Source organism: Streptococcus salivarius (genome assembly GCF_009738225.1).
In the GTDB taxonomy this organism is placed as follows: domain Bacteria; phylum Bacillota; class Bacilli; order Lactobacillales; family Streptococcaceae; genus Streptococcus.
On record NZ_CP018187.1, the window covers coordinates 453,269 to 479,263 of the forward strand.

At 40.6% G+C, this 25,995-nt stretch carries 23 protein-coding genes; 22 read left to right on the plus strand and 1 reads right to left on the minus strand.

Translation table 11 applies throughout. From position 1 onward, the window contains the following. Positions 1–236: 236 nt before the first annotated feature. From BSR19_RS02360 to BSR19_RS02420, 14 genes are all read left to right on the plus strand, one after another. Positions 237–2,819, plus strand: a complete 2,583-nt coding sequence (locus tag BSR19_RS02360; protein WP_060973380.1) for an SH3 domain-containing protein — start codon at positions 237–239, stop codon at positions 2,817–2,819. A 201-nt stretch (positions 2,820–3,020) separates the two neighbouring features. After that, positions 3,021–3,773 (plus strand): response regulator transcription factor, encoded by a 753-nt coding sequence (locus BSR19_RS02365; RefSeq protein WP_060973375.1) that lies wholly within the window; start codon positions 3,021–3,023, stop codon positions 3,771–3,773. Between the two features lie 134 nt (positions 3,774–3,907). Then, positions 3,908–4,573: a DUF6287 domain-containing protein gene (locus BSR19_RS02370; RefSeq protein ID WP_156246406.1), complete on the plus strand. Its 666-nt coding sequence runs from the start codon at positions 3,908–3,910 to the stop codon at positions 4,571–4,573. Between the two features lie 247 nt (positions 4,574–4,820). Next, positions 4,821–5,555: a response regulator transcription factor gene (locus BSR19_RS02375; RefSeq protein WP_060973247.1), complete on the plus strand. Its 735-nt coding sequence runs from the start codon at positions 4,821–4,823 to the stop codon at positions 5,553–5,555. After that, a complete protein-coding gene (locus BSR19_RS11560; protein WP_231605975.1) occupies positions 5,552–5,836 on the plus strand; it encodes a hypothetical protein in 285 nt (94 codons plus the stop codon). Before BSR19_RS02375 ends, BSR19_RS11560 begins: the two co-directional genes overlap by 4 nt. A gap of 179 nt (positions 5,837–6,015) precedes the next feature. Then, positions 6,016–6,846, plus strand: coding sequence for a sensor histidine kinase (locus tag BSR19_RS11565; RefSeq protein WP_231605976.1), 831 nt, complete (start codon positions 6,016–6,018; stop codon positions 6,844–6,846). 97 nt (positions 6,847–6,943) lie between these two features. Further along, on the plus strand, positions 6,944–7,510 hold the full coding sequence (locus BSR19_RS02385) for a transcriptional regulator (RefSeq protein ID WP_156246408.1): 567 nt from the start codon (positions 6,944–6,946) through the stop codon (positions 7,508–7,510). Between the two features lie 284 nt (positions 7,511–7,794). Continuing rightward, on the plus strand, positions 7,795–11,859 hold the full coding sequence (gene ldcB, locus BSR19_RS02390; RefSeq protein WP_156246412.1) for an LD-carboxypeptidase LdcB/DacB: 4,065 nt from the start codon (positions 7,795–7,797) through the stop codon (positions 11,857–11,859). A 132-nt stretch (positions 11,860–11,991) separates the two neighbouring features. Next, complete coding sequence (locus BSR19_RS02395) at positions 11,992–12,774, plus strand: carbon-nitrogen family hydrolase (RefSeq protein WP_014633992.1); 783 nt, start codon at positions 11,992–11,994, stop codon at positions 12,772–12,774. Between the two features lie 9 nt (positions 12,775–12,783). Then, positions 12,784–13,965: a pyridoxal phosphate-dependent aminotransferase gene (locus tag BSR19_RS02400; protein ID WP_014633993.1), complete on the plus strand. Its 1,182-nt coding sequence runs from the start codon at positions 12,784–12,786 to the stop codon at positions 13,963–13,965. Between the two features lie 127 nt (positions 13,966–14,092). Continuing rightward, positions 14,093–15,115, plus strand: coding sequence for an N-acetyl-gamma-glutamyl-phosphate reductase (gene argC / locus BSR19_RS02405; protein ID WP_156246414.1), 1,023 nt, complete (start codon positions 14,093–14,095; stop codon positions 15,113–15,115). Positions 15,116–15,143: 28 nt separating this feature from the next. Beyond that, complete coding sequence (gene argJ, locus BSR19_RS02410) at positions 15,144–16,337, plus strand: bifunctional glutamate N-acetyltransferase/amino-acid acetyltransferase ArgJ (protein WP_156246417.1); 1,194 nt, start codon at positions 15,144–15,146, stop codon at positions 16,335–16,337. Between the two features lie 26 nt (positions 16,338–16,363). Next, a complete protein-coding gene (gene argB / locus BSR19_RS02415; RefSeq protein WP_156246419.1) occupies positions 16,364–17,101 on the plus strand; it encodes an acetylglutamate kinase in 738 nt (245 codons plus the stop codon). A 3-nt stretch (positions 17,102–17,104) separates the two neighbouring features. Beyond that, a complete protein-coding gene (locus BSR19_RS02420) occupies positions 17,105–18,235 on the plus strand; it encodes an acetylornithine transaminase (RefSeq protein WP_156246421.1) in 1,131 nt (376 codons plus the stop codon). A 40-nt stretch (positions 18,236–18,275) separates the two neighbouring features. Here BSR19_RS02420 and BSR19_RS02425 read toward each other — a convergent pair whose 3' ends face one another. After that, positions 18,276–19,154 (minus strand): polysaccharide deacetylase family protein, encoded by an 879-nt coding sequence (locus tag BSR19_RS02425; RefSeq protein WP_156246424.1) that lies wholly within the window; start codon positions 19,152–19,154, stop codon positions 18,276–18,278. 172 nt (positions 19,155–19,326) lie between these two features. Between BSR19_RS02425 and BSR19_RS02430 the strand changes: the two genes are divergently transcribed. The 8 genes from BSR19_RS02430 to BSR19_RS02465 all read left to right on the plus strand — a co-directional run bounded on the left by BSR19_RS02430 (position 19,327) and on the right by BSR19_RS02465 (position 25,984). Then, positions 19,327–20,613: a homoserine dehydrogenase gene (locus tag BSR19_RS02430; RefSeq protein ID WP_002890168.1), complete on the plus strand. Its 1,287-nt coding sequence runs from the start codon at positions 19,327–19,329 to the stop codon at positions 20,611–20,613. A gap of 83 nt (positions 20,614–20,696) precedes the next feature. Continuing rightward, on the plus strand, positions 20,697–21,557 hold the full coding sequence (gene thrB / locus BSR19_RS02435) for a homoserine kinase (protein WP_156246427.1): 861 nt from the start codon (positions 20,697–20,699) through the stop codon (positions 21,555–21,557). Further along, a complete protein-coding gene (gene rarD / locus BSR19_RS02440) occupies positions 21,550–22,434 on the plus strand; it encodes an EamA family transporter RarD (RefSeq protein WP_156246429.1) in 885 nt (294 codons plus the stop codon). The genes thrB and rarD overlap by 8 nt, the downstream gene beginning before the upstream one ends. Positions 22,435–22,545: 111 nt before the next feature. Then, the gene (locus BSR19_RS02445) at positions 22,546–23,163 is read left to right on the plus strand and encodes a PepSY domain-containing protein (RefSeq protein WP_156246431.1); all 618 of its coding nucleotides are present in this window, start codon (positions 22,546–22,548) and stop codon (positions 23,161–23,163) included. A 133-nt stretch (positions 23,164–23,296) separates the two neighbouring features. Then, positions 23,297–23,500: a hypothetical protein gene (locus tag BSR19_RS02450; protein ID WP_002886082.1), complete on the plus strand. Its 204-nt coding sequence runs from the start codon at positions 23,297–23,299 to the stop codon at positions 23,498–23,500. A 446-nt stretch (positions 23,501–23,946) separates the two neighbouring features. Continuing rightward, positions 23,947–24,525, plus strand: coding sequence for a flavin reductase family protein (locus BSR19_RS02455; RefSeq protein ID WP_156246433.1), 579 nt, complete (start codon positions 23,947–23,949; stop codon positions 24,523–24,525). Beyond that, entirely contained in the window at positions 24,512–25,084 is a 573-nt protein-coding gene (locus BSR19_RS02460; protein ID WP_156246435.1) for a GNAT family N-acetyltransferase, read from the plus strand. The genes BSR19_RS02455 and BSR19_RS02460 overlap by 14 nt, the downstream gene beginning before the upstream one ends. Before the next feature lie 12 nt (positions 25,085–25,096). Further along, the gene (locus BSR19_RS02465; protein ID WP_156246437.1) at positions 25,097–25,984 is read left to right on the plus strand and encodes a hypothetical protein; all 888 of its coding nucleotides are present in this window, start codon (positions 25,097–25,099) and stop codon (positions 25,982–25,984) included. Positions 25,985–25,995 lie beyond the last annotated feature (11 nt).

Here is a 25,995-nt window from a genome sequence, read left to right on the forward strand (position 1 = left end):
AATCTATTCAGATTTGCTTAATGTGTCAAGGAATTAGATGTAGCAAAAGCCCTCAGGTAGTTCTTGGGGTTTTTCTTAATTATAGTTATTTGAAAGAATTAGATATCAATTTTCTACAAAATAAACTTTAGTAATAATATTGAAATAATTGTAAAAAATATTTCAAAGGGGTATAATAGAAATATGAAAACGGTTCCAATGTTTATCAAACAGCCTAGAAAGTGAGAGTGATCAAAATGAGAAAGGCATATGTTGTTAAGGAACGTCAACGTTACTCAATTCGTAAATATTCTTTTGGAGCTGCATCAGTCTTGATTGGTGCGAGCTTGATGCTTGGTGGACATGCTTTGGCTCAGGAACAAGCCAACAGCACAAGTACCAGCAAGGATTATGAAGTTTTTGTAAATAATTCTGAACCACTTCAAATCGACCAGGCAACTTCAGAAGCTGTTACCGATGTCCTCAATCAACCAGCTTCAAGATCTGAAGCGCCAAGACCTAAGCTTGCTAGCAGTGAGGTTGCCTCTTCTGAAGCTAATAGTGTAGTGGCTAGCGAGGCTGCTTCTTTGGAAGTACCGGCAGAGGTTGCTCATTCTGCATCTGCTGTTGCTACTGTTTCTAGATCAGAAGTGGCTAGCCCACGTTCTGAAGTGTCATCAGTAGCTAGCTCTGAAGTAGCAAGTGAGACTAACCGTTCAGCAACTTCAGAAGTAGCAGAAGTTAGAGGTACTGACCGTGAAGCTGTCGATACTAGTCTTCGTACTGTCTTAACTAATGCTAGTCAGCCAGGTGTGGATGGTCCAGTGACTGCTGATGGTTCTCTTGATATCCCATCAAACGGCACCTATTATTTCCGTCGCACTACTGAAATTCGTACAGCTCCAGTCATGGATATCAAACCTACTTTCGTCTTTAGTGCAGGTGACCATGTTATTTATGATAAGGTCTTGAAGAGAGATAATCACCAATGGATTTCTTACATTGGTTACGACTATGAACGCTACTATGCTGATATCGCAGCTTTGAAGGCCGAAAATACTAGTAGCAACACTGAGGCGACTAGAGATGAAACCATCCCTGAACGTGGTACTTATTATTTCACTAAACCTGCAGATGTGAAGAACCAACCTAGCTTGACTGCTAAAACTGAGTTCAATTTTGATCCTGGTATGTCAGTCAACTACGATAGATCTTTGCTTGCTGACAACCACCGTTGGATTTCTTATACTTCGTACAGTGGTACTCGTCGTTATGTCGACCTAGGTGCTGTTGCAGAGGCTGTAGCTAAACCAAGAGGCGACATTTCTATTGAAAGTCATAACAATGGTGACTTTAGCGTGGTTATCAGTAATGTTTCAGATCAAAATGGTGTCCTTGGGGTATCTGTTCCAATCTGGTCTGAAAAGAATGGTCAAGATGATATCATCTGGTACAATGCGACTCGTCTTAACAATGGTAACTACAAGGTTAACGTTAGTCTAATTGACCACAAGAATGAACGTGGCCTCTACAATGTTCATCTTTACTATGTTGAAACTAATGGTAAATTAGTTGGTGTGGGTGGTACAACTTACACAGTTCCTGCCAAAGTTGAAGAAACTCATACAACTACTAGCTATAGCCTTCCTGATGCAGGAACTTACACCTTCAAAGAACGTTCTAGCATCAAGGCAGAACCTCGTGTGGCAAGTCCAGAGTTGGCCTACTACGATGCTGGCATGTCAGTCAACTACGACAAGATTGTCAGTGGTGATGGTTACCAATGGCTTTCTTACCTCAGCTACAATGGCAACCGCCGTTATGTAGCCGTGTCTAAACTTGCTCAACAAGAAAGCAAACCAAGTGGTACTATCAATATTGAAAATCTCTCTAACCTCGGTTTCGATGTTCATATCACTAATGTTTCTGGTGGAGATAAAGCTATCCAAGGCGTAAGAGTTCCAGTATGGACAGCTAAGGACGGCCAAGATGATCTTGTATGGCACCAAGCTGACAGACAAAGTGATGGTAGCTACAAGGTTCGCATCAATGTTAGTGATCATAAGGCTGAAGCAGGCGAATACATTGTCCATCTCTACTATGTTCAAGACGGTAAGATGGTAGGTATCGGAGGCACTAGCACAACTGTTCCAGTTCAAAATGCAACCCGCCACAATCTTCCAGCTTCAGGTTCATACACCTTTACTGCTCGTTCTGGCATTAAGAATCAACCTTTGGTAGCCAACCCTGATGTTAGCTACTATGATTCAGGTATGTCAGTTAACTATGACAAGGTTGTCAATAATGACGGCTATACATGGCTTTCTTATCTCAGCTATTCAGGACATCGTTTCTATGTGGCTATCGCACCAACAAGTGTGACTAAACCAGTAGAACAACCAGTTCAACCAAGTACACCATCTTCTGGTACCTATACTTTCAAGGAACGCTCTAGCATTAAAGCAGAACCAAGTGTCGCAAGTCCAGAGTTGGCCTACTATGATGCTGGTATGTCCGTTAACTATGACAGATTGGTGACTGCAGATGGTCATACATGGCTCTCTTATGTTAGCCATGGAGGCAACCGCCGTTACATTGCTATTGATGGTAAGGCAACAGCAGTTGCTCAACCAGCAAGCCCAAGCCTAGCAGCAACTGGCACCTATACCTTTACCAAACCTAGCTCTATCAAGGCACAACCAAGTGTTGCTAGCCCAGAGTTAGCCTACTATGATAAAGGCATGTCCGTTCGCTATGACAAGGTCCTTACAGCTGATGGCCACACCTGGTTGTCTTATGTAACCTATAGCGGTGCAAGACGCTATGTAGATATTTCTTAAGAGTTGTAACATCACTCTCTTTTGAGGGTGGTGTTTTTTGGTTTCAAGAGTTGAATAAATATATTGTTCAATATGTTTTGAAAATATTTGCCGTAAATTAGCGAAAGTTGTAGAATCAAGATGAAAGTATGGGATTCGTTCTATAAGTAGCTAATTCATCAAGTTATTGAAAGGAAATGTTATAAAACGGAGGTATTGAGCATGTTAGATATTTTTGTTTTAGAAGAAGATTATTTTCAACAAGCTCGTCTTGAGGATGCCATCCACAAGTCTAAACAAATATATATTTTAAGAATTGGGAAGGTCAATTTATACGATAAACCCAATCAATTATTAGAGCGTATTACGGAAAGGGGCTCGCATTTACTCTTTTTTCTAGATATTGGATCTGATAGTGATATCGAAGGGGGAATATTGGTTGCTCAACAGATTCGTGAGCGAGATCCTTATGCTAGTATTGTTTTCATCACAGCACATCCCGAACTCCTACCTTCAACCTTTCAGTATCGCTTAGCTGCACTTGATTTTATTGATAAGAATTTGCCTGATAATGAATATGAAGATAGGATTATTTCTGATATTGGATTAGCACTTTCTAAAAATGGTCTTAGCCAAATAGAGTGTGCTTTTACGGTAGATACAAAGAATGCAACTATACAAGTTCCTTTTCATAAGATTCTTTATTTTGAAACATCTCCAACAGTTCATAAGGTGATTCTTCATACAACGGAAGAGCAGATCGAGTTCTATGGTCAATTGTCAGAAATTGTGAAACAAGATTGCAGACTATATAAATGCCATAAATCATTTGTTGTAAATCCCGAAAACATTGTGAGGTTGGACAAAGAGTTAGGTATTATTTATTTTGAAAACGGAGAGTCATGCTTGGTTTCAAAAGCTAAACAAAAAGAGATTGTAGCTAAGATGCTTGTTCCAAAAACCATAGCAGTTTGATGTATATAGTATTTTTATTTTAAATGTTATTTTCTGATTATGACGAAAAAACGGCCGTTTATGACTTCAATGAAAAATTTAGCTGTCTATATATTATAATAACCTAGTAAATTATCAGAAAAGGAACATCAATCATGAAAAATACAAGTAAACTCATTGGTTTAGTATTAGCCCTTATCGTAGTTATCCTCGCTGTCTTCTTAGTGACTAAGTTTAATAGTCATGAGTCGGCGCGTGTTAGCACAAGTAGTAGCCCAGCCAAAACGGTTAAGAAGTCATCTTCAAGCTCAAGTAAGGCTGTTAAGAAGGATGAAAAATCAACTCAATCATCATCTTCAGCAGTCACAAATGAAGAAAATGACAATCAGGCCTCAGCAGTAGCACCTAAGACTTCTTCTCAAGAACAAGCTCAAGCAGGTACTACAGATGGTGGACAAGTGGCTGAAGCAACAGCTGGAACAGACAAGGTTAAATCTGAAAAGAACACAAATAATAGTCAATCATCGCTTGACTTTGGTGCCCTTGACAATGGTGATATTAGCTCTCTTGTGGGAACTTGGACTAATGCGAATGGTGAATCAGTTACAATTAATGCTGATGGTACAATTATTAAAAACTCAACAGGTTATACTGCTCAATTGAAGCCTCAAAGAGTTTCAGATAATATTTTCTATGCAGGAGTTTTCTCAGATACAAGCTCAGCTGCATTGAGAGCGATTTCTGGAGGTAGTAACGGCTCTGATTACCTTGTTATTGGTCAGGACCAAACTGCTGAAGGTGTCCCTTATTATCGTAACTAGTACGAAAAAGATTGCTATTTATGAACTGCACCCCAAAAGTTAGACAGATAAAATCTAACTTTGTGGGGTGTTTTTTTAGTTGATTGAAGTAAAAAAATGTTACAAACTATTGTTTTTTTGTAATAAAAATGTAAAATGAGTAAAGAGAACAATAAATCTCATTTTGAATAAATAAGAGAGGTTCATTTATTAAAGAAATGCTCTAACTTAGAATTTCTCTTAAGATTATGCTAAAGGAAGTTATGCCATGCTTGACATCTATGTTTTAGAGGATCATTTTATCCAACAAAATCGTATTGAAGAGGTTATTCATACGATTCTTAAGAAAAATAACATTAAAGTGGGTGACTTTGAGGTTTTTGACAAACCCAATCAACTGTTAGAGTCTGTTACTGAGAGAGGATCTCATCAGCTCTTTTTCCTGGACATTCAGATTAAAGACGATACTAAAAAAGGTTTAGAAGTGGCTAAGCAGATTCGCAAGAACGACCCCTATGCCAATATTGTTTTTTTCACGACTCATTCAGAGTATCTTCCCTTAACTTTTCAATACCAACTGGCAGCTCTAGACTTTATTGATAAGTCTTTGGAGGGAGAGGACTTTCAAAAGCGTGTGGAAAGTATTATCTTATTAACCTGCAAAAAGATACAGAGTCAGAATCCAGAAGACGCTTTTCGGATTGAGAATGTTAAGACCGTTATTCAGGTTCCCTTTCATGATATCTTGTACCTTGAGACCTCGGATATCGTTCATAAGGTTATCCTTTATACTAAAGAGGAGCAGATTGAGTTTTATGGCAGTCTCTCTCAAATTGAAAAGAGCGACCCTAGACTGTTTAAATGTCATAAGTCCTTCCTAGTTAATCCAGAAAATATCATCAAATTAGATAAAAGTACGGGGACGGTCTATTTTGAAAATGGTGGCGTTTGCTATGTTTCAAAATTGAAACTAAAGAAATTGATTGAGAGAATTGGACGATGACAGCGATTAATTTTGTGTTGGATAATCTAGACTTTTTAGCGGAGATTATCCTCTTTATTCTCATTTATCAATATATTACCTCCGAGAAGATAAAGTTAAGATGGTATATCATCATCCCCTTGATTATCCGATTTTTGTTTGTGCTTTCTCCAGCCCTATCCTATGTTTTAGGGCATGCCTTCTTGGTTGTTTATTCCTTCTACAGAAATCGTTATGGCAATAGGTTATTAGATATTTTCTATGGCTTGTTTCCAATCTTATTATTTATGGGATTGCCTTAGTCATCAATCGTCATTATATGATAGTACTTAACCATTTCCATTTAAACCTTGTCATTGAGTTGCTAGTCTTTCCTGTGTTTTGGTTAATCATTAAGACCTTAAAAGTAGATTTCAAAGCATTGAACTATGGTTTTAGAAAGTCATTTTCAAAGTACTTTTTATTGCTTATAGATATATCAATGTTATCTTATGCCCTCCTTCTCCAATATATTACCTTTTTTGTGCAACAGAGCCCTGGAGGAAGAGATTGGCATGTTTATCTCGTGGTGACTTATGCTTTACTCTTTCTTGCGACCCTTGTTTATATCAATGCGACCTTCAGTGAGAGGCTAAAAGAAGAAGTCCTACTCCAAAAAGATAGGCAAATGAGTGATTTGGCTCATTATAGTCAACAAATCGAGAGACTCTATACTGATCTTCGTCGATTTAGGCATGATTACCTAAATGTTTTGTCTAGTATCAAATATGGCATTGACTCCAAAGATATAGCTATCATTTCTGATATCTACGATAACATTCTTGAAAAAACAAAGACTCGGATTGAGGGAAAACAGTACGAAATTGCCAACTTGATTAATATTAAAGATGAAGCCGTTAAAGGTGTCTTGGCTAGTAAAATCTTGGAAGCACAGGGACAGTCTATTACCGTTCACCTTGAGGTCAGCGACGTCTTTGAAGTATCGAGGATGGAATTGTTGGATTTCATAACGGTGCTGTCCATCTTCTTGGATAATGCTATTGAGGGGAGTTTGGATAGCAGTACTAAAGAAGTGAACATTGCTCTTATCAGTGGAGAGACGAAGGTAGTAATAGTGGAGAATACCATTGCTCAAGAATCTATCAATACAGTCGGTATCTTTAAACTTGGCCGCTCAAGTAAAGGAGAGGGACGTGGTATAGGTCTGTCCACTGTTCGAGAGATTTTAGGGAAGTACCCTAATTGTTCTTTGTCAACACAATCTAAAGACTATCGTTTTAAACAGACGCTAAAAATAGAAGATGTGGTTTGATTATGACGAAAAAACGACTGTTTATGACTTCAATGAAAAATTTAGCTTTCTAGATATTATAATAACCTCGTAAATTATCAGAAAAGGAATCTCACTCATGAAAAATACAAGTAAACTCATTGGTATTCTATCAGCTCTTATTGTAGTTATCCTCGCTGTCTTCTTAGTGACTAAGTTTAATAGTCATGAGTCGGCGCGTGTTAGCACAAGTAGTAGCCCAGCCAAAACGGTTAAGAAGTCATCTTCAAGCTCAAGTAAGGCTGTTAAGAAGGATAAGAAATCAGTTCAATCATCATCTTCAGCAGTCACAAATGAAGAAAATGACAATCAGGCCTCAGCAGTAGCACCTAAAGTTTCCTCTCAAGAACAAGCTCAAGCAGGCGCTACAGATGGTGGACAAGCGGCTCAAGCTACAACACCAACTTCTCAAGTTGGAGGAGTTGAGGGAGGTCGAGGTGCTTGGACAGCTACTTCTGGAACATTGACACTTGATGAGGAAACGCCTATTTATGCTGCGCCAGATAAAGACAGTGGAGCTGTTTCTAAACTTCCTGCAGGGGATGTTGATTGGGACAAATATGAAATTTTACCTGATGGAAACTGGTATAGTTTTGTTAAGGATGGTCAACGATACTACATTTCATATTCAGATGTAGGACATTGATAAAAGGTTCAAAAATGAAACATGATGGCATTTAAAGCGGTCGTGTTTTTACTTTATTTTCCATTTTTTTGGAAAAACAACGAATATATAAGTATAATCAGTCATTTTCCGATTATGACAAAAATTGGACAGTTTATGATTTAGGTGTGAACAAGTCAAATAAATTTGGTATACTAATGGACAAGTGAGAAATATTAAGTAATATTCTGTAAAATACTTGTAATATTTGTCACCTAATGTTACAATCAATCGGTAACAACAATTTGATAGAGAGAAATACTAATATGAAACGAGAAAAATTTTTACACGAACAACAACGTTTTTCCATTCGTAAATATTCATTTGGAGCAGCATCAGTTCTTTTAGGAGCAAGTTTGGTCTTTGCAGGTCAAGCTTTGGCTGATGAGCATCATGAGGTTTCAACATTTTCAGATGCTACTTTGCGTGCTACCTCAGATAGTGATGCTGTGACAGCAGCTGATATTTTCAGTGGTGTAGCGACCGATGGGGTAGTATCAAGCGAGAAAGCTAGCCAAGTCTCAACAACTAGCCAAACCGCTAGTGAAACTGCTACTAGCGAGGCTAGAAGTGAAGTGAGTGCTAGTACCTCACAAGCAGCAGATAAAATTTCTGAATCAACAACTGCTAGCTCAGAAGCGACAAGGAACACAAATGCTTCATCTGAAACAGCCACTAACCTTGATGTATCTGCCTTAACGAGAGCAGCTGTCAATACTAGTTTGGTGAGCCAACCAGCTACAACTACAGACAGCGACCTTCCAAGTCAAGGAACTTATGTCTACAAGGAACGTACAGAGATTAAGAATCAACCCAAGGTGTCTGCCAAGGCTGAATTTTATGTAAATCCAGGAGACAGCGTCCTTTACGATCAAGTCGTGACGGCTGACGGCTACCAATGGATTAGCTACAAATCATACTCTGGCGTGCGTCGTTATGCGCCAGTGAAACCAGTGGCAGCTGGTAGTGGTAACGGTAATAGTGGTAATGGGGATGGTAAGCCTTCTAATGGCACTCAAGCCACAACAGGTGTTTTGGATATCCCAGCAACAGGAACTTATTACTTTACACGTGACACAGATATTAAGAAAGAACCAAAAGCAGACCTCAAACCTACTTTTGTTTTCGGCAAGGGTGACCATGTCATCTATGATAAAGTTTTGACAGCTGATAATCACCAATGGATTTCTTACCTTGGTTATGACTATGTTCGCTATTATGCAGATGTTGCGACTTTGACACCTGCTAAAGCTGAAACACCAACTGTTAAACCAACAGAGACTAATCAAGCAAAACCAGAAGTTACTGGTGCTGAAAAGCTTCCAGCAAGCGGCACTTATAATGTGACACGTAGCTTGAATGTTAAAAACGAACCTAAAGCTTCTGCAGAAACACTTTATACCTTGGAAAAAGGCTACAAAGTGAACTATGACAAGGTCTTGACTGCGGATAACCATCAATGGATTTCTTACATCAGTTACAGTGGTACACGTCGTTATGTGGATATTGCGACCTTGAAAGCTACTGAGTCTAAACCACAAGAAAACCGTGTTTCTGGTAACCTTACCATTAACAACCAAACCTCTAACGGCTTCGATGTTGTGGTTACCAATGTTTCAGGTGGCGGCAAGACAGTCCAAGAAGTCCGTGTCCCAATTTGGTCAGATAAAGATGGTCAAGATGACCTCACTTGGTATCATGCTGATAAACAGTCAGACGGTAGCTATAAGGTTCATGTAGATAAAGCCAGCCACAAGGGCGATGCTGGTACCTATTCTGTCCATCTTTACTACATGTTGGATGGTAAGCGAACTTATATTAGCGAAACTACAGCCAAAGTCCCTGAAACTCAAGTAACAGGAAAATTGACGATTACCAACCAAACCTCTAATGGCTTTGATGTTGTCGTTACCAATGTTTCAGGTGGTGGCAAAGAAGTTAAAGAAGTCCGTGTCCCAATCTGGTCAGATAAGAATGGCCAAGACGACCTTACTTGGTATCATGCCGACAAACAATCAGACGGTAGCTATAAGGTTCATGTAGATAAAGCCAGCCACAAGGGCGATGCCGGTACCTATTCTGTGCATCTTTACTATATGTTGGATGGTAAGCGAACTTATATTACCGAAACTACAGCCACAGTCCCTGAAACTCAAGTCACAGGAAAATTGACGATTACCAACCAAACGTCTAATGGCTTTGATGTTGTCGTTACCAATGTTTCAGGTGGTGGCAAAGAAGTTAAAGAAGTCCGTGTTCCAATCTGGTCAGATAAGAATGGTCAAGACGACCTTACATGGTATCATGCCGACAAACAATCAGACGGTAGCTACAAGGTTCATGTAGATACAGCCAGCCATAAGGGTGATGCTGGTACCTATTCTGTGCATCTTTACTACATTTTGGATGGTAAGCGAACTTATATTACCGAAACTACAGCCACAGTCCCTGAAACTCAAGTCACAGGAAAATTGACTATCACCAACCAAACGTCTAATGGCTTTGATGTTGTTGTAACTAATGTTTCAGGTGGTGGCAAAGAAGTTAAAGAAGTCCGTGTCCCAATCTGGTCAGATAAGAATGGCCAAGACGATCTCACTTGGTATCATGCTGATAAACAATCAGACGGTAGCTATAAGGTTCATGTAGATACAGCCAGCCATAAGGGTGATGCGGGTACTTATTCTGTGCATCTTTACTATATGTTGGATGGTAAGAGAACCTATATCACAGAAACTACAGCTACAGTCCCTCAAATCACTGAAACTCAAGTGACAGGGAAATTGACCAATAACGGTTCTTACTACAGTGTTCGTGGTAAATACGATGATATTATCATTGTCAATAAGAAGCATGGTCTTTCTAAGGACTACAATCCAGGTGAAAACCCAACAGCTAAGGCAGCCTTTGTTCGCCTTCGTGATGATATGATTAATCAAGGGTTGAATGTTGGACGTTCATACAGTGGTTTCCGTTCTTACGATTATCAAAAGACTCTTTACGACAACTACGTAAGCCGTGATGGTCAAGCAGCTGCGGACCGTTACTCAGCTCGTCCTGGGTTCAGCGAACACCAAACTGGTTTGGTCTTTGATTTGACTGATAAATCAGGTAACTTGCTTGAGGATGCACGAGCTAGTCAATGGCTTAAAGACAATGCACATAACTATGGCTTTATCGTGCGTTTCCAAGCAGGTAAAGAAGCTTCAACCGGCTACATGCCAGAAGCGTGGCATATCCGCTATGTGGGTAAAGAAGCTAAAGACATCCACGATTCAGGATTGAGCTTGGAAGAGTACTTTGGTATCGAAGGTGGCGATTATGCTACTAGCAGCAAACCTGCTGAAAGCAAACCAGCCACTACAGGTGCCATCAACCTTCCAGCAACAGGCACTTATACCTTCACAGGTCGTGCGTCAATTAAGGCAGAAGCTAAGGTTTCAAGCCCAGAATTGGCCTACTATGATAAAGGTATGAGCGTTAACTACGATAAGGTTTTGACAGCCGATGGTCATCAATGGCTCTCATATGTAACAGCAAGCGGTGCCCGTCGTTACGTTGATATTGCAACAGTTAAAGCTACAGAAACTAAACCAGAAGTTAAACCAGTTGCTAAACCAGCGGATAAACCAAGTCTTCCAGAATCAGGCACTTATACCTTCACAGGTCGTACGTCAATTAAGGCAGAAGCTAAGGTTTCAAGCCCAGAGTTGGCCTACTATGATAAGGGTATGAGCGTTAACTACGACAAGGTTTTGACAGCCGATGGTCGTCAATGGCTTTCATACGTGACAACAAGTGGTGCTCGTCGTTATGTTGATATTGCAGCAGCCAAGGCAGACTCTAAGCCAGCAAGTCAACCAGAAGTTAAACCAGTTGCTAAACCAGCGGATAAACCAAGTCTTCCAGAATCAGGCACTTATACCTTCACAGGTCGTGCGTCAATCAAGGCAGAAGCCAAGGTTTCAAGCCCAGAATTGGCCTACTATGATAAAGGTATGAGCGTTAACTACGATAAGGTTTTGACAGCCGATGGTCATCAATGGCTTTCATACATGACAGCAGGCGGTGCCCGTCGTTACGTTGATATTGCAGCGGCTAAGCCAGAAGCAAGTCAACCAGCCGCAAAACCAAGTCTCCCAGAGTCAGGTCGTTATACCTTCACAGGTCGTGCGTCAATCAAGGCAGAAGCTAAGGTTTCGAGTCCAGAGTTGGCCTACTATGACAAAGGCATGAGTGTTAACTATGACAAAGTTTTGACAGCCGATGGTCACACATGGCTCTCATACATGACAGTGAGCGGTGCTCGCCGTTACGTTGATATTGCTTAATGAAGTATTGAATCAGGTTGGACAATGTGTCCAGCCTTTTTTGATAGCCTTTCTTTATCATGAGATTGAATTTTTCAATTTTTGTGACGTCTTTTGGAGTGCTATAATGGTTAATATAGAATCGAGGTTACTATGAAAATCGCATTGGTACAGATGGATGTTGCCCACGGACAGCCTGTGGAAAATAAAAAGCACGTGAAAGAGATGTTGGAAAGGGCGCTTGATGACAATCCCGATGTCATTGTGCTCCCTGAAATGTGGAATACTGGCTATGCTTTAGATGAACTGGATGGGCTTGCAGATAAGGAAGGTTTGAACTCTCAAGAACTCTTGTCTCATTTTGCGAGGAAACATGCTGTGGCTATTATCGGAGGGTCCGTTGCTATTGAGAAGGATGGCAAATTCTACAACACGACCTACGTCTACAATAAGTCTGGGGACCTAATCAATACCTACAGCAAGGTCCATCTCTTTGGCCTCATGGCAGAGGACCAGTATATGTCTGCTGGGTCTTCGGAGTCTGTATTTGAGCTTGATGGTGTGACAGCTGCTAGTGTCATTTGTTATGATATTCGTTTTCCTGAATGGGTGCGGACACAGATGGCGCAAGGGGCCAAGGTACTTTTTGTGGTAGCGCAGTGGCCAGAACCTCGTGTGCAACAATGGGAGATTTTGTTAAAGGCGCGTGCGGTTGAAAATCAAGCTTTTGTAGTTGCTGTTAATCGTGTCGGAACAGGATCAGACGATGTCTTTTCAGGGCATTCTATGGTTATCGATCCACTTGGAAATGTGGTCTTGCAATCCAAGGAGCATGAGGAGGGCATTTTTACGGCCGATATTAATCTTGAAGAGGTAGATAAGGTTCGAGGTCAGATTCCTGTTTTTGAGGATCGTCGCACGGACTTGTATCATTAAGGAGCGTTTATGTTATTTGAAGAATCTGACTTATTGAAGGCATTGCCAGAACAGTTTTTTGCAGGTTTGGTTGCTAAAGTTAATGCCAAGGTAGCGGAAGGAGTAGATGTGATCAATCTCGGTCAAGGCAATCCCGACCAACCGACTTATGACCATATTGTTGAGGCGCTGTGCCTTTCAGCGAAAAATCCTGCTAGCCATAAGTATTCACAGTTTCGAGGCAATCGTCCTTTTAAGGAAGCAGCTGCTAGTTTTTACAAGAAACATTATGGGGTTGATTTGGATGCGGAGCGTGAGATTTGTGTCATGGGTGGAGCTAAAATTGGACTAGTGGAATTGCCCCTAGCTTTGATGAATCCTGGAGACCTCTTGCTCTTGCCTGACCCAGGTTATCCAGATTACTTGTCAGGAGTGAGTTTAGGCCGTGTGACCTATGAAACCTTCCCTTTGACGGCTGAAAATGATTTCTTGCCAGATCTGGATGCCATTCCAGAGGAGACAGCTCGCCGTGCTAAGTTTATCTATATCAATTATCCGAATAATCCTACGGGGGCTGTGGCGACTAAGGCCTTTTATGAAAAGTTAGTTGCTTGGGCGAAAACTTACGAAGTAGGAGTGGTGAGTGATTTAGCCTATGGAGCTTTGGGTTATCAGGGCTATGAGAATCCTAGCTTCTTGTCAACACCTGGTGCTAAAGATGTGGGCATTGAGTTCTATACTTTCTCGAAAACTTTCAATATGGCTGGTTGGCGTCTGGCCTTTGCGGCTGGGAATGAGCAAATGATTGAAGCCTTAAATCTGATTCAAGACCATCTTTTTGTGGGAATCTTTCCTGCCTTGCAGGAGGCTGGGATTGCAGCTCTCTTAGACCCTAAATCTGAGGAGGCTGTTGCTCAACTGAATGCGACTTATGATAGACGTCGAGATGCTTTTGTCCAGGCAGCTGCTAAGATTGGCTGGCAGGCCTTTCCATCCAGGGGTTCTTTCTATGCTTGGATGCCTGTGCCAGAGGGGTACACCAGTGAGAGTTTTGCGGATCTTTTACTTGAGAAGGTCCATGTTGCTGTGGCACCAGGTAAAGGATTTGGTCCTGCGGGTGATGCTTATGTTCGTATTGGGCTTTTGGTAGAGCCAGAGCGTCTAGTCGAAGCAGTCAATCGTATTGCTAACTTGCATTTATTTAATAACTAGATAGCAATCATGAAAACAAGTAGTTGAAAAAGACTGCTTGTTTTTTCATATTAATTACAATTTTTCCTTGACAAATGAATAAAAATGCAATAAACTAGTTACATATTTATACAAAAGGAGTGCATAAATGAAAGTTTCAATCGTTGGTATCACTGGTTATAGTGGTTTAGAGTTAGTTAAAATTTTGAATAATCATAAAAAAGTGGAACTTGTTTCTATTCACGCAACCAAGGAAGTGGGCCGACGATTGTCTGATGTGTATCCCTATCTGACAGGTGTTTGTGACTTAGACATTGAAGCTTACAATGCGGAAAAGATTATGAAAAAGGCGGATTTGGTTTTCTTTGCCACACCTTCAGGAGTCGCTAGTTCGCTAGCAGAGGAATTTGTTCTGGCTGATTTTCCTATTATTGATCTGTCTGGGGATCATCGCTTGCCGGCAGATGTTTATCAAGAATGGTATAAAAAATCACCTGCCAAGCAGAGTGTTTTGAATAAATTTACATACGCATTATCAGAATATACAGATGTAAAGGGTAAGAAATTTATTGCCAATCCTGGATGCTATGCAACAGCGACGGAGTTGGCACTGATTCCTTTGGTTGCTACTGGTCTGATTGAGACGGATAGTGTTATTGTGGATGCCAAGTCTGGTTTAACTGGTGCGGGTAAAGCTTTGAGTGAGTCTAGTCATTTTGTCAATGTTCATGATAATTACGTGACTTATAAACTTAATCATCATCAGCATATTCCTGAAATTGTTCAAACCTTGCAGGGCTTTAATCCGGAAATGCCTGAGATTCAGTTTTCAACGTCGCTTTTACCCGTTAATCGTGGAATCATGGCTACGGTTTATTGTAAGTTGAAGAAGGACGTGACTGTAGCTGATGTAGCTTCAGCATTCACAAAGGCTTATAGTGATAAACCCTTTGTACGTGTGCAAGACAGTTTGCCAGAACTACACAACGTTATTGGATCGAATTTTACAGATATTGGCTTTGCCTATAATGAGAAAACCAATGTTCTGACAGTTATTTCAGTGATTGATAATTTGATTAAGGGTGCTGCTGGTCAAGCGGTTCAAAATCTCAACCTTATGCAGGGGTGGGATGAGACAGAAGGTTTGCTTCTGACACCGTCATACTTGTAGATGTAAGCATAGAGTTAGGAGAAAAAATATGAAAGTCATAGATGGAACAATTGCTAGTCCGCTGGGATTCTCAGCAGACGGGCTACATGCAGGATTTAAAAAGAGAAAAATGGATTTTGGTTGGATTGTCTCTGAAAAACCAGCCAGTGTGGCAGGGGTCTACACGACTAATAAGGTTATCGCAGCTCCTCTGATTGTGACCAAGACCTCAGTTAAAAAGGCTGGGAAAATGAAGGCCATCGTTGTTAACTCAGGTGTAGCCAATTCTTGTACAGGGACTCAAGGATTGGAGGATGCTTACACCATGCAGGAGTGGACCGCTGAAAAGTTAGGTGTTGAACCAGATTTGGTTGGTGTGGCTTCTACAGGGGTTATCGGTGAGTTGCTACCAATGGATACCTTGAAAAATGGTCTTTCCAAGTTGGTGGTCAATGGGAATACTGATGATTTTGCTAAGGCGATTTTGACGACAGATACAGCAACTAAGACTATTGCTGTGACGGAGACTTTTGGTCGTGATGTTGTCACTATGTCTGGTGTCGCTAAGGGTTCAGGCATGATTCACCCGAATATGGCAACCATGCTTGGGTTTATTACTTGTGATGCTAATATTTCTAGTGACACCCTTCAATTAGCTTTGAGCCAAAATGTGGAAAAGACCTTTAATCAGATTACAGTTGATGGGGATACATCAACTAATGATATGGTTCTTGTCATGTCAAATGGTTGCACGCTCAATGAAGAGATTCTGCCAGGTACACCAGAATTTGATAAATTTTCAAAAATGCTTAATTTCGTGATGCAAGAATTGGCTAAGAAAATTGCCAAGGACGGTGAAGGTGCCAATAAGCTCATCCAAGTTGATGTGATCAATGCTCCTAATGCTCTTGATGCTCGTATGATGGCAAAATCTGTTGTCGGTTCAAGTCTGGTCAAAACAGCCATTTTTGGTGAAGATCCTAACTGGGGGCGTATTCTAGCTGCTGTTGGCTATGCCGGTGTGGACGTTCCTGTGGACAATGTTGATATTATGCTTGGCGGTCTGCCAGTCATGTTAGCCTCTAGTCCTGTGACCTTTGATGATGAGGAAATGAAAGACATCATGCATGAGGATGAAGTGACCATTACGGTAGATCTTCATGCTGGACATGAAAAAGGAACCGCTTGGGGTTGTGATCTTTCTTACGATTACGTTAAGATTAATGCCCTCTATCACACTTAGACTATCTAAGGAAAAGGAGTTAACTGATGACTACTGAATATATTGTAATTAAGATTGGTGGAGTAGCCAGTAAACAGCTAACTCCTGAGATATTGACCAAACTGTCAGAATGGCAGCAGGCTAGTCAAAAAATAATCATCATCCATGGGGGTGGTTTTGCTATTAATCAGCTGATGGAGGAGAATCATATTCCAATTCACAAGGTCAATGGTCTTCGTGTGACGAGTCAGTCAGATATGGCCTTGATTAAAGAAGCCTTGGTTGACATAGTTGGGAAAAACTTGGCAGGTCAGTTAACACAGGCGGGTTTGCCAGCCTATCAGCTTGTAGATGAATTGCCAGACCTTGTTCATGCTGATTTTTTGGATCAAGAGACTTATGGCTTTGTGGGTGAGGTCAAAAACATCGCCAATCAGACCTTAGTAGCACTCCTTGCTCAAGGTAAGATCCCCTTGATTCCTAGTTTGGGTTACAGTGAGCAGGGTGATTTGCTCAATATCAATGCGGATTACCTTGCTAGAGCTGTGGCAATTAGTCTAGGTGCCAAAAAACTTATCCTTATGACAGATGTCAAGGGAGCTTTAGAAAATGGTCAGGTTTTGGAGCATCTGAATTTTGTGGACGTTCAGAAAAAAATAGAGTCATGCGTGATAACTGGGGGCATGATTCCTAAAATTCAAAGCGCTGTTCAGACAGTTCAAGCCGGTGTTGAGCAGGTCATCATTGGTGATAACCTGACAGATGGTACCATAATCAAGGAGTAAGAGATGACAAAACTATTTTCAAACTATAAGCGGGCAGCGATTGATTTTGCTTCGGCACAGGGCAATTATTTGACTGATACAACTGGCAAGACCTACTTGGATTTTTCATCAGGTATCGGGGTAACTAACCTGGGCTATCATCCCCATGTCAATCAGGCTTTGACAGAGCAGGTGGGTAAGATTTTGCACCAGCCTAATCTTTATCACAATCAGTTGCAAGAAGATGTTGCTGGACTTTTAATTGGTGACAAGGACTATCTAGCCTTTTTCTGTAATAGTGGTGCAGAGGCCAATGAAGCAGCCATAAAAATCGCCCGAAAGGCATCGGGTAAACAAGAAATCATTACCTTCCAAAATTCCTTCCATGGTCGAACGTTTGGATCCATGTCTGCCACTGGTCAGGATAAAATCAAACAAGGCTTTGGTGAAGGTGTGCCCCACTTTAGCTATGCTATTTTCAATGACATAGATAGTGTCAAGGCCCTAGCTAGTGACGAAACAGCGGCTATTATGTTGGAGTTGGTTCAAGGGGAATCAGGTGTTCAACCTGCTGATAAGGACTTTGTTAAGGCTTTGGCTGACTTTTGTAAGGAGACGGGTATTTATCTTATTGTAGATGAGGTTCAGACAGGACTTGGTCGTACTGGTAAGCTTTATGCTTATGAGCACTACGATATTGAACCAGATATCTTTACTCTGGCAAAAGGTTTGGCAAATGGGGTGCCAGTTGGTGCCATGCTTGCTAAGTCATCTCTTGGAGAAGCCTTCTCTTACGGAAGTCACGGCTCTACCTTTGGAGGAAATAAACTGGCTATGGCGGCGGCCAAAGCTACGCTTGAAGTTATGTTGGTCCCAAGTTTTCTAGATACTGCCCTTGAAAATGGAAACCAGCTACAAGCAAAATTGCAGGCAGTTTTATCTGATAAAGAGACGGTTACCACTGTACGTGGCTTGGGATATATGATTGGGATTGAGACTACTGGCAATTTAGGAGAATTGGTCCAGTCGGCTCGAGATAAGGGGTTAATTGTCTTAACTGCAGGGACAAACGTGATTCGTCTTTTGCCACCAATCACCCTAAGTGATGCTGAAATTGACAAGGGTGTGGCTATCCTATCAGAAATATTTGACTAGAACATAAAAATCACTTGATTCTTGAATCAAGTGATTTCTTTTACTCATTGTCAGTATCAATCTCGCTGAGAAGTCCTTTAGCTGTTGTTGTTGGCAGAATACGGACACGATTAAGTGAGAGAAGACCATCCTTGGCACTGGCTAGCCCTTCGTTGGTTGTTAGTCCTAACTTGTAAGTTTTCTTAGCTAGGTCAAGTGTCGTTTGATTGTAGCGACCTGATGGGTAGGCAATGGTATTGACCTTGGTATTGAGTTTATTTTCAAGGAAGTCAATAGAATCCGATAATTCAACCTTTTGTGTCGCCTTATCAGTGGTTGACAAATCGGGGTGGTTAACCGTATGAGACTGGAAGCTCATACCGTGAGCCATCATTTCTTTCATCTGTTTGACGGTAAGATTTCCAGCATTTCCTTTCTTAACAAAGCCAGTGATCACATTGTTGGTTGCCTTAGCCTTGTATTTTTTGAGAATAGGGTAGGCGATAGTATAGAAATCTTCGTTACCATCATCAAAGGTCAGCCAGACAACCTTCTTAGCAGGTAGGGCGTTTTCAGTGAAGGCTTTGTAGGCTTCTTCAGGCGTTAGGAAATAGTAACCTGCCTTCGCCAAGGCCTTGATTTGCGCTTCAAAATTGTCCGGAGCAACAATGAGGTTGGCGTTAGAGGCCTCAGATGGATCCATAACGTGAACCGCATGGTACATGAGGATAGGGATTTGGACAGGGTCATCATAGGTTTTCCACTTAGCTGTACTCTTAGATTGACTGGTCTGAGCCTGTTGTTGCTTGCTTTTCGACTGATTTGGTCGGTTAAGCATAAAGACTGCTAGTAAGCCAAGAAGGACAATATTTAGGAAAAGCAGAAGAAGGTTCAGTTTCTTTCTGTTAGCTTGAGTTGTTTTTTTCTTTTGAGAAGTCATTGTATCCCCTTTCAAATAGGTCTAGCTATTATTCTAACAAAAATGGGATGGAAATGCACAGAATTTTCAGTAAAAAGAATACTTGCCTCCTTAAATGGCAACAATATTCTGTCAATTCCGATAGAAATGTGGTACAATTAAAAAAATGTATGTTTTTAAGGAGAAATCGTAAATGTCTATTAAAATTGGATTGCTTGGCTTTGGTACAGTAGCTAGCGGTATTCCTTTCCTCTTGAAGGAAAATGGTGAAAAGGTTCTTGCAGCCTCACGTGACCAACTCGAAATTGCCAAAGTTTTGGTTAAAGATGACGAGGAAAAAAATCGTCTTATCGCTGCCGGAAACGACTACAATTTTGTCACAAATGTTGACGAAATCCTTAACGATGAAGAGATTCAAATCGTTGTTGAATTGATGGGTCGTATCGAGCCAGCTCGTACCTTCATCACAAAAGCACTTGAAGCAGGTAAAAACGTTGTTTCTGCCAATAAAGACTTGATTGCCACTCATGGAAAAGAGTTGATTTCTCTAGCCCAAGATAAGGGAGTGGCTTTCTACTATGAAGCTGCCGTTGCTGGTGGTATTCCAATTTTGCGTACTTTGGCTAACTCTTTGACGTCTGACAAGGTGACACGTATCCTTGGTGTGCTTAACGGAACATCTAACTTTATGATGACTAAGATGGTTGACGAAGGTTGGTCATATGAGGACGCTCTTAAGACTGCCCAAGAACTTGGTTATGCTGAAAGTGATCCAACCAACGACGTTGAAGGTATTGACGCTGCTTATAAAGCTGTTATCCTTAGTCAATTTGGTTTTGGTGCCACAATTGATTTCGACGATGTGACTCATAAGGGGATTACAAACATCTCTACTGATGATGTAGCTGTCGCTCAAGAATTGGGTTATGTCATCAAATTGGTTGGTGATGTGCGTGAAGTAGAATCAGGTATCTCAGCAGAAGTGTCCCCAACATTCTTGCCAAAAAATCACCCACTTGCTAGCGTCAACGATGTCATGAATGCAGTCTTTGTTGAATCTATCGGTATCGGAGAATCAATGTACTACGGTCCAGGTGCTGGTCAAAAACCAACAGCAACATCTGTTTTGGCAGACATTATCCGTATTGCTCGTCGTCTTTCAGATGGCAATGTTGGTAAACCATTTAACGAGTTCCGTCGTGACTTGCCATTGGCTAATCCAGCAGATGTTAAGAGCAACTACTACTTTGCCCTTGATACGCCAGATGAAAAAGGTAAAATCCTTCACTTGTCTGAAATCTTTAACTCAGAAGATATTTCATTTGAGCAAGTCTTGCAACAAAAAGCAAATGGTACTACAGCTCGTATCGTTGTGATTACGCATGCTATGTCTAAGACACAACTCAAAGCTGTTACTGAAAAACTTGAAGCAGCAGAAGACTTCACTGTTGTCAATACATTGAAAGTTTTGTCTAACTAATTGATAAGCCCATACTGGTGCGTATAAGAAAGGTGTTCAAGGAGAAAAGTCGCTGATGGCTTTCCTCCTTTTGGTGTATTATTATGAAAATTACTGTTCCAGCAACATCTGCCAATATTGGTCCAGGTTTTGACTCTGTGGGTGTTGCCGTTTCTAAATATTTGACAGTCGAGGTGCTTGAACCAGCGGATGCATGGTATATCGAACATGAATTGGGAGATATTCCTTCAGATGAAAATAACCTCCTCATTTCAACTGCCTTGCAAGTGAAGTCTGATTTGCAGCCTCATAAATTAGTGATGACATCAGATATTCCCTTGGCGCGTGGTCTCGGTTCTTCAAGTTCTGTTATTGTCGCAGGAATCGAGTTGGCCAATCAATTGGCAGACTTGAAGCTCTCAGACGATGATAAACTTGATATTGCGACCAAGATTGAAGGTCACCCGGACAATGTTGCTCCAGCTATTTTTGGGAATCTTGTTGTGGCATCTTATGTGGACGAACATGTTAATAGCATCGTTACAGATTTTCCAGAGTGTGCTTTTGTAGCCTTCATTCCTAGCTATGAACTCAAGACGTCTGATTCACGTGGGGTGCTTCCAAGTGACTTGTCTTACAAAGAAGCTGTAGCTGCATCATCTATTGCCAACGTTGCCATTGCTGCCCTCTTTGCAGGTGATTTAGTTAAGGCGGGACGTGCTATCCAAGGAGATATGTTCCACGAACGCTACCGTCAAAAACTGGTTAAAGAATTTGCGACTATTAAGGAGTTGTCAGGCCAATACGGTGCCTATGCGACCTATCTCTCAGGCGCTGGCCCAACAGTTATGACCTTGACGCCAAAGAATCAGGCTGAGGCACTTAAAACTGCAATAGATGGTCTTGGTTTAGATGGTGAAACCTTCATCCTATCTGTGGATAAAGCAGGTGTTGTCGTTGACTAGAAAAAATCAAGGGCTACTCTTTGGTCTAGCAACCTATATTCAATGGGGATTTTTATCCCTTTTTTGGAAGCTTTTAGCAGGTGTTTCGGCTTATAACACCTTTTCATGGCGAATTGTTTTTACTGTAGTGACTATGTTGGTTTATGCCCTGGTTGCTAAGCAAAATGCCCGTTTTAAAGATGAGCTAGTCGAACTTTGGCAGGATAAGAAAGTCTTACTTCGCATGCTACTTGCTAGTTTTCTCATAGCAGCTAACTGGTTGATTTATATCTATGCTGTGGGTCATGGGCAAGCGACGCAGGCTAGCCTGGGTTATTACATTATGCCTATTGTTTCTATCCTGTTTGCCCTTATTTTTCTTCGTGAATCTCTAAGCAGAACCATGTGGGTAGCAGTAGTCTTAGCTTTTATTGGGGTCTTGGTTCTTGTTGTCAATACAGGAAAACTTCCCATGGTTTCTTTGGGGCTAGCCCTGAGCTTTGGTTTTTACGGTCTCATCAAAAAAGGGGTTAAGCTCTCCAGTGACGTAGCCATGCTAGTAGAAAGTGGTTTGCTACTACCTTTTGTAGCTATCTATCTCATATTTTTTTCTCCAGAAGCATTTTCTTCCTATTCGAGCTTAGAGATGTTTCTTCTAGCCATCTCAGGTGTGGTGACTGCTGTTCCTTTACTTTGCTTCTCGGAAGCAGTCAAAAGGGCACCGCTTAACCTTATCGGTTTCATCCAGTATCTTAATCCTACGATTCAACTTCTCGTAGCTATTCTCATTTTTGGTGAGACGGTCAGCTTTGGAGAATTGAAAGGCTTCCTCCTTATATGGATAGCCATCCTAGTCTTTGTAACTGGCCAAATAGTAACATTTCGTAGAAGTTCCTGATAGCCATCGGGAACTTTTTATAATGTCGACCAAAAATGAGCCAAGTTTATCTGACAATTTTAGAACTTTAAGATATAATAGTAGTATTAGATTAAAATAGCGGAGAATTTTATGCGAAAAATGAAAAAGCTAGTGAGCTATCTGCTTTTGCTCGCTATCCCAGTTGCCATCGCTGCAGGCCTGTTTATCTTTAACGGATCAGGTTATCGTTTGTCAGAACAAGATGCAGCAGACATTGCTTATAAAAATGCAGGTGTCAAAACTTCTGAGATTTCTCAATCAACAGTTTCAAAATCACGTTCTGGGCTTCACGGAAGTTATGAGATTAGTTTCACAACGTCAGACAACCATTTTGAGTATACGATTGACGGTCAGTCAGGATCTATTTTGAAACATAAGAGTGACCATCCAACATCTAAGGATGAGGATGATACTCAAAAAAGTGAGGAGCCTAAAGACGAGACTCAACCTAGCGAAAACAAGGAAGAGACAGCAGTATCTAAAGAAGCTGCGCAAACGACAGCTCTTAACCATGCTGGCCTAGCTGAAGGTTCTGTGACCAACTTGAAAACGGACTTGAAGACTGAAGGAGACGGTAAAGTCTACAATATCAGCTTTGATTATGCTGCTAGCGGTCTACGTTATAAATACGCGGTAAATGCGGATTCAGGAGCTATCGTAGCCTATACGACTGAGTATCTCACAGGGGCTGCGACTCCTGCTCAGTAGGTCGCAGATAGAGTGAAAAGCTCTCCTTATTATTGAGGAAAATCCTTGCAATTTCTCTGAAATGGTGTAAACTTAAAGTGAAAACGGTAACAGTAGCTGTAAAAGTTGCCGTAGAATCAAGGAGGCTTTGACCATGAAAGAATTCCAGGCATTTAAAGACACGCTTAGCAATAAGGCTCTCAAAGCCATTTACGAAGAAAGTAAATTGGAAGTTCAAGATGAAACAACCGAAGGTACAGAAGCCTTCTCACTAGCCTTGGCAACCCAAATGGCTATCAATCTACTTGAAAGCTATGAAAAATGGCTAAAAGAAGAAAGAGCTAAGGAAGAAAAATAAGATACAATCCTTGTCGGCAGACAGGGATTTTTCTTATGAAAATAAAAAGTGAAGCATTGTATTTACGTTTCAAGGTGGAATCTGAAATCTGACTTTTTGCGATAACATCTTCCCCACAATTTCATTTGTCTTGAGATTAAAAATGTGATAGAATAAGACCATTCAGAGGTGCTTTGAAGCCCATTTGTCACAGGAAGCGGTGGTACTGAGAAATCCGCACAAATGTCAAAGCTGGTTGCTGATGGTCAATTTGAATCAAAAAAGCTGTGAGTGGTTACCACTCAAAACTGGGTGGTACCGCGGATACACATTCGTCCCTGTCATAGTTATGGCAGGGATTTTCTATATCTTTTAAAGAACCAAGACCGAAGGTCGCAGGTGGATTTAGAGATATTGATGCAGACGGAGCGAAAGCGAGGTCTACGTTCCTATCCAAGGAGGGTGACATGAAGCAATCTTTTGAGACCAGTAAATTGTATTATGGTTTTCCCATTTTTATCTTGGGTTACCAGGACCAGGCACATGGTTATAATGTGACGACTTGTAGTTCTTCCTATAGTCTAGGAGATTGGCTTGTTATAGGGGTCGGTAGCGAGGAAAATGCGGCAGACCAGATTAAGCATTATCAGAAGTTCACAGTGAATATTCCTGATGAAAACCTCATGCTTGAGATGGAACAGGCTGGTTTTATTAGTCATCGTGAAAAGATTGCTAAACTTGGCATAGATTTCCAACCTTCTAAGCTGACACAAGCACCTATTTTGGATGCTTGTCCAGTCGTTTTGGATTGTAAGGTAGACAGAATTATTGAGGAAGATGGTATCTGTCATATTTTCGCTAAGATTGTAGATCGCCTGGCTGAATCTGATTTGTTAGATGACAAGGGACATTTAAAAAATGACCGTTTTGCGCCGACTTACTTTATGGGGGACGGCCATCAGCGTGTTTATCGTTATCTAGATGACCGAGTCAATCCCATGGGAAGCTTCATCAAGAAAGCGAGGAAGAAGTATGGCAAGAGCTGAATTGCCAGAACGAATCGAAACGGAGCGTCTTCTTTTACGAGTCCGAACAGTGGCGGATGCAGAAGATATCCATGCTTACGCTAGTCTTCCAGAAGTTTCTTACCCAGCAGGCTTTCCACCCGTTAAGACCTTGGAAGACGAAATCTATTACCTAGAGCATATCCTTCCCAATCGCAATGAAAAGGACAACCTTCCAGCTGGTTATGGCATTGTGGTCAAAGGAACCGATAAGGTTATTGGCTCTGTTGACTTCAACCATCGCCACGAAGATGATGTGCTTGAAATTGGCTATACTTTGCACCCAGACTATTGGGGTCGAGGCTATGTGCCAGAAGCAGCGCGTGCTTTGATTGATTTAGCTTTTACAGAACTAAACCTACACAAGATAGAATTGTCTTGCTTTGGTTACAACCTTCAAAGTCAACGAGTCGCTGAGAAACTTGGCTTCACCCTTGAAGCTCGTATCCGTGACCGTAAAGATGCCCAAGGCAATCGTTGTGATGATTTGAGATACGGCTTGCTGAAGAGTGAATGGGATATGAAATTATTAAAAGACTAGATTGGAGTTTTTATGTTTAAAAGATTCCTCGATGATATTTTCATTAAACTTATTTTAATAATGATATTTTTAGTAATGATTGCTTTTTTGGGGAAAGGTACAATTGTAGCAAATATATCACTGTTTCTTCTTGTTATTGTTTCTTGTTTATATATAAGGAGTTGTTTTCAAACAAATCAGCTAGATCGAAATAATAATTATGTAAAAATTATATTGATTATTAGAGAGTTTATACAGCTTTTCCCATATATTTTTATACAAATAGGAATTTCACAAATATTGTCTTTTTTAATTACTACTGAGACGATAAAACTCCTTGGAATAATGTATCAAAACATTATTATATATAAATTGTTGTTGTCTGTTATGGCAATAGTTTTAGGTTTGAATTTTTTAAAATTTATAAAATTTATAACAATATTTTTATTCTTAATATATTTTTTAGTTGTGTTTATAGGTGCTTTTGATGTTAAATGGTGGGCTGCTGTAACGGGGCTACTAGCACTGTGGCATTATATTAATTCAAAAGATTTCATCAGATTCCTTCGAAATGGCAAAGACATTACGAGAATTCCTACAAAATTAGAATACATATGGCAAAGAAATAGATTATTTGCGACCATTGCTACTATAATATTTTATATTTCACTAATTATTTCTTCATTTTTTGAAAAAGAATGTATGACATTTTATGAAAGGAGTGTCCCAAGAATATATTCGTTAACAGGTTTAATAGTATTTTTATCAATTATTTATCTTTTTCTACGTGTCTATTTTGCCTTTTCGAAGGACAACTCTTCAAATAGTAAATTTGGAAGATTTATTTTATGGATTGGTATGAAATCAAGATTAGATAGATTGATTAATATAATTAATTTTTATAAAATATCAATGAAATAGAGGAGAACACA

Bases quoted from the DNA above. Each gene is read 5' to 3' on its own strand.
- BSR19_RS02360 (WP_060973380.1), top strand. From the start codon at position 237: ATGAGAAAGGCATATGTTGTTAAGGAACGTCAACGTTACTCAATTCGT.
- BSR19_RS02365 (WP_060973375.1), top strand. From the start codon at position 3,021: ATGTTAGATATTTTTGTTTTAGAAGAAGATTATTTTCAACAAGCTCGT.
- BSR19_RS02370 (WP_156246406.1), top strand. From the start codon at position 3,908: ATGAAAAATACAAGTAAACTCATTGGTTTAGTATTAGCCCTTATCGTA.
- BSR19_RS02375 (WP_060973247.1), top strand. From the start codon at position 4,821: ATGCTTGACATCTATGTTTTAGAGGATCATTTTATCCAACAAAATCGT.
- BSR19_RS11560 (WP_231605975.1), top strand. From the start codon at position 5,552: ATGACAGCGATTAATTTTGTGTTGGATAATCTAGACTTTTTAGCGGAG.
- BSR19_RS11565 (WP_231605976.1), top strand. From the start codon at position 6,016: ATGTTATCTTATGCCCTCCTTCTCCAATATATTACCTTTTTTGTGCAA.
- BSR19_RS02385 (WP_156246408.1), top strand. From the start codon at position 6,944: ATGAAAAATACAAGTAAACTCATTGGTATTCTATCAGCTCTTATTGTA.
- ldcB (WP_156246412.1), top strand. From the start codon at position 7,795: ATGAAACGAGAAAAATTTTTACACGAACAACAACGTTTTTCCATTCGT.
- BSR19_RS02395 (WP_014633992.1), top strand. From the start codon at position 11,992: ATGAAAATCGCATTGGTACAGATGGATGTTGCCCACGGACAGCCTGTG.
- BSR19_RS02400 (WP_014633993.1), top strand. From the start codon at position 12,784: ATGTTATTTGAAGAATCTGACTTATTGAAGGCATTGCCAGAACAGTTT.
- argC (WP_156246414.1), top strand. From the start codon at position 14,093: ATGAAAGTTTCAATCGTTGGTATCACTGGTTATAGTGGTTTAGAGTTA.
- argJ (WP_156246417.1), top strand. From the start codon at position 15,144: ATGAAAGTCATAGATGGAACAATTGCTAGTCCGCTGGGATTCTCAGCA.
- argB (WP_156246419.1), top strand. From the start codon at position 16,364: ATGACTACTGAATATATTGTAATTAAGATTGGTGGAGTAGCCAGTAAA.
- BSR19_RS02420 (WP_156246421.1), top strand. From the start codon at position 17,105: ATGACAAAACTATTTTCAAACTATAAGCGGGCAGCGATTGATTTTGCT.
- BSR19_RS02425 (WP_156246424.1), bottom strand. From the start codon at position 19,154: ATGACTTCTCAAAAGAAAAAAACAACTCAAGCTAACAGAAAGAAACTG.
- BSR19_RS02430 (WP_002890168.1), top strand. From the start codon at position 19,327: ATGTCTATTAAAATTGGATTGCTTGGCTTTGGTACAGTAGCTAGCGGT.
- thrB (WP_156246427.1), top strand. From the start codon at position 20,697: ATGAAAATTACTGTTCCAGCAACATCTGCCAATATTGGTCCAGGTTTT.
- BSR19_RS02445 (WP_156246431.1), top strand. From the start codon at position 22,546: ATGCGAAAAATGAAAAAGCTAGTGAGCTATCTGCTTTTGCTCGCTATC.
- BSR19_RS02450 (WP_002886082.1), top strand. From the start codon at position 23,297: ATGAAAGAATTCCAGGCATTTAAAGACACGCTTAGCAATAAGGCTCTC.
- BSR19_RS02455 (WP_156246433.1), top strand. From the start codon at position 23,947: ATGAAGCAATCTTTTGAGACCAGTAAATTGTATTATGGTTTTCCCATT.
- BSR19_RS02460 (WP_156246435.1), top strand. From the start codon at position 24,512: ATGGCAAGAGCTGAATTGCCAGAACGAATCGAAACGGAGCGTCTTCTT.
- BSR19_RS02465 (WP_156246437.1), top strand. From the start codon at position 25,097: ATGTTTAAAAGATTCCTCGATGATATTTTCATTAAACTTATTTTAATA.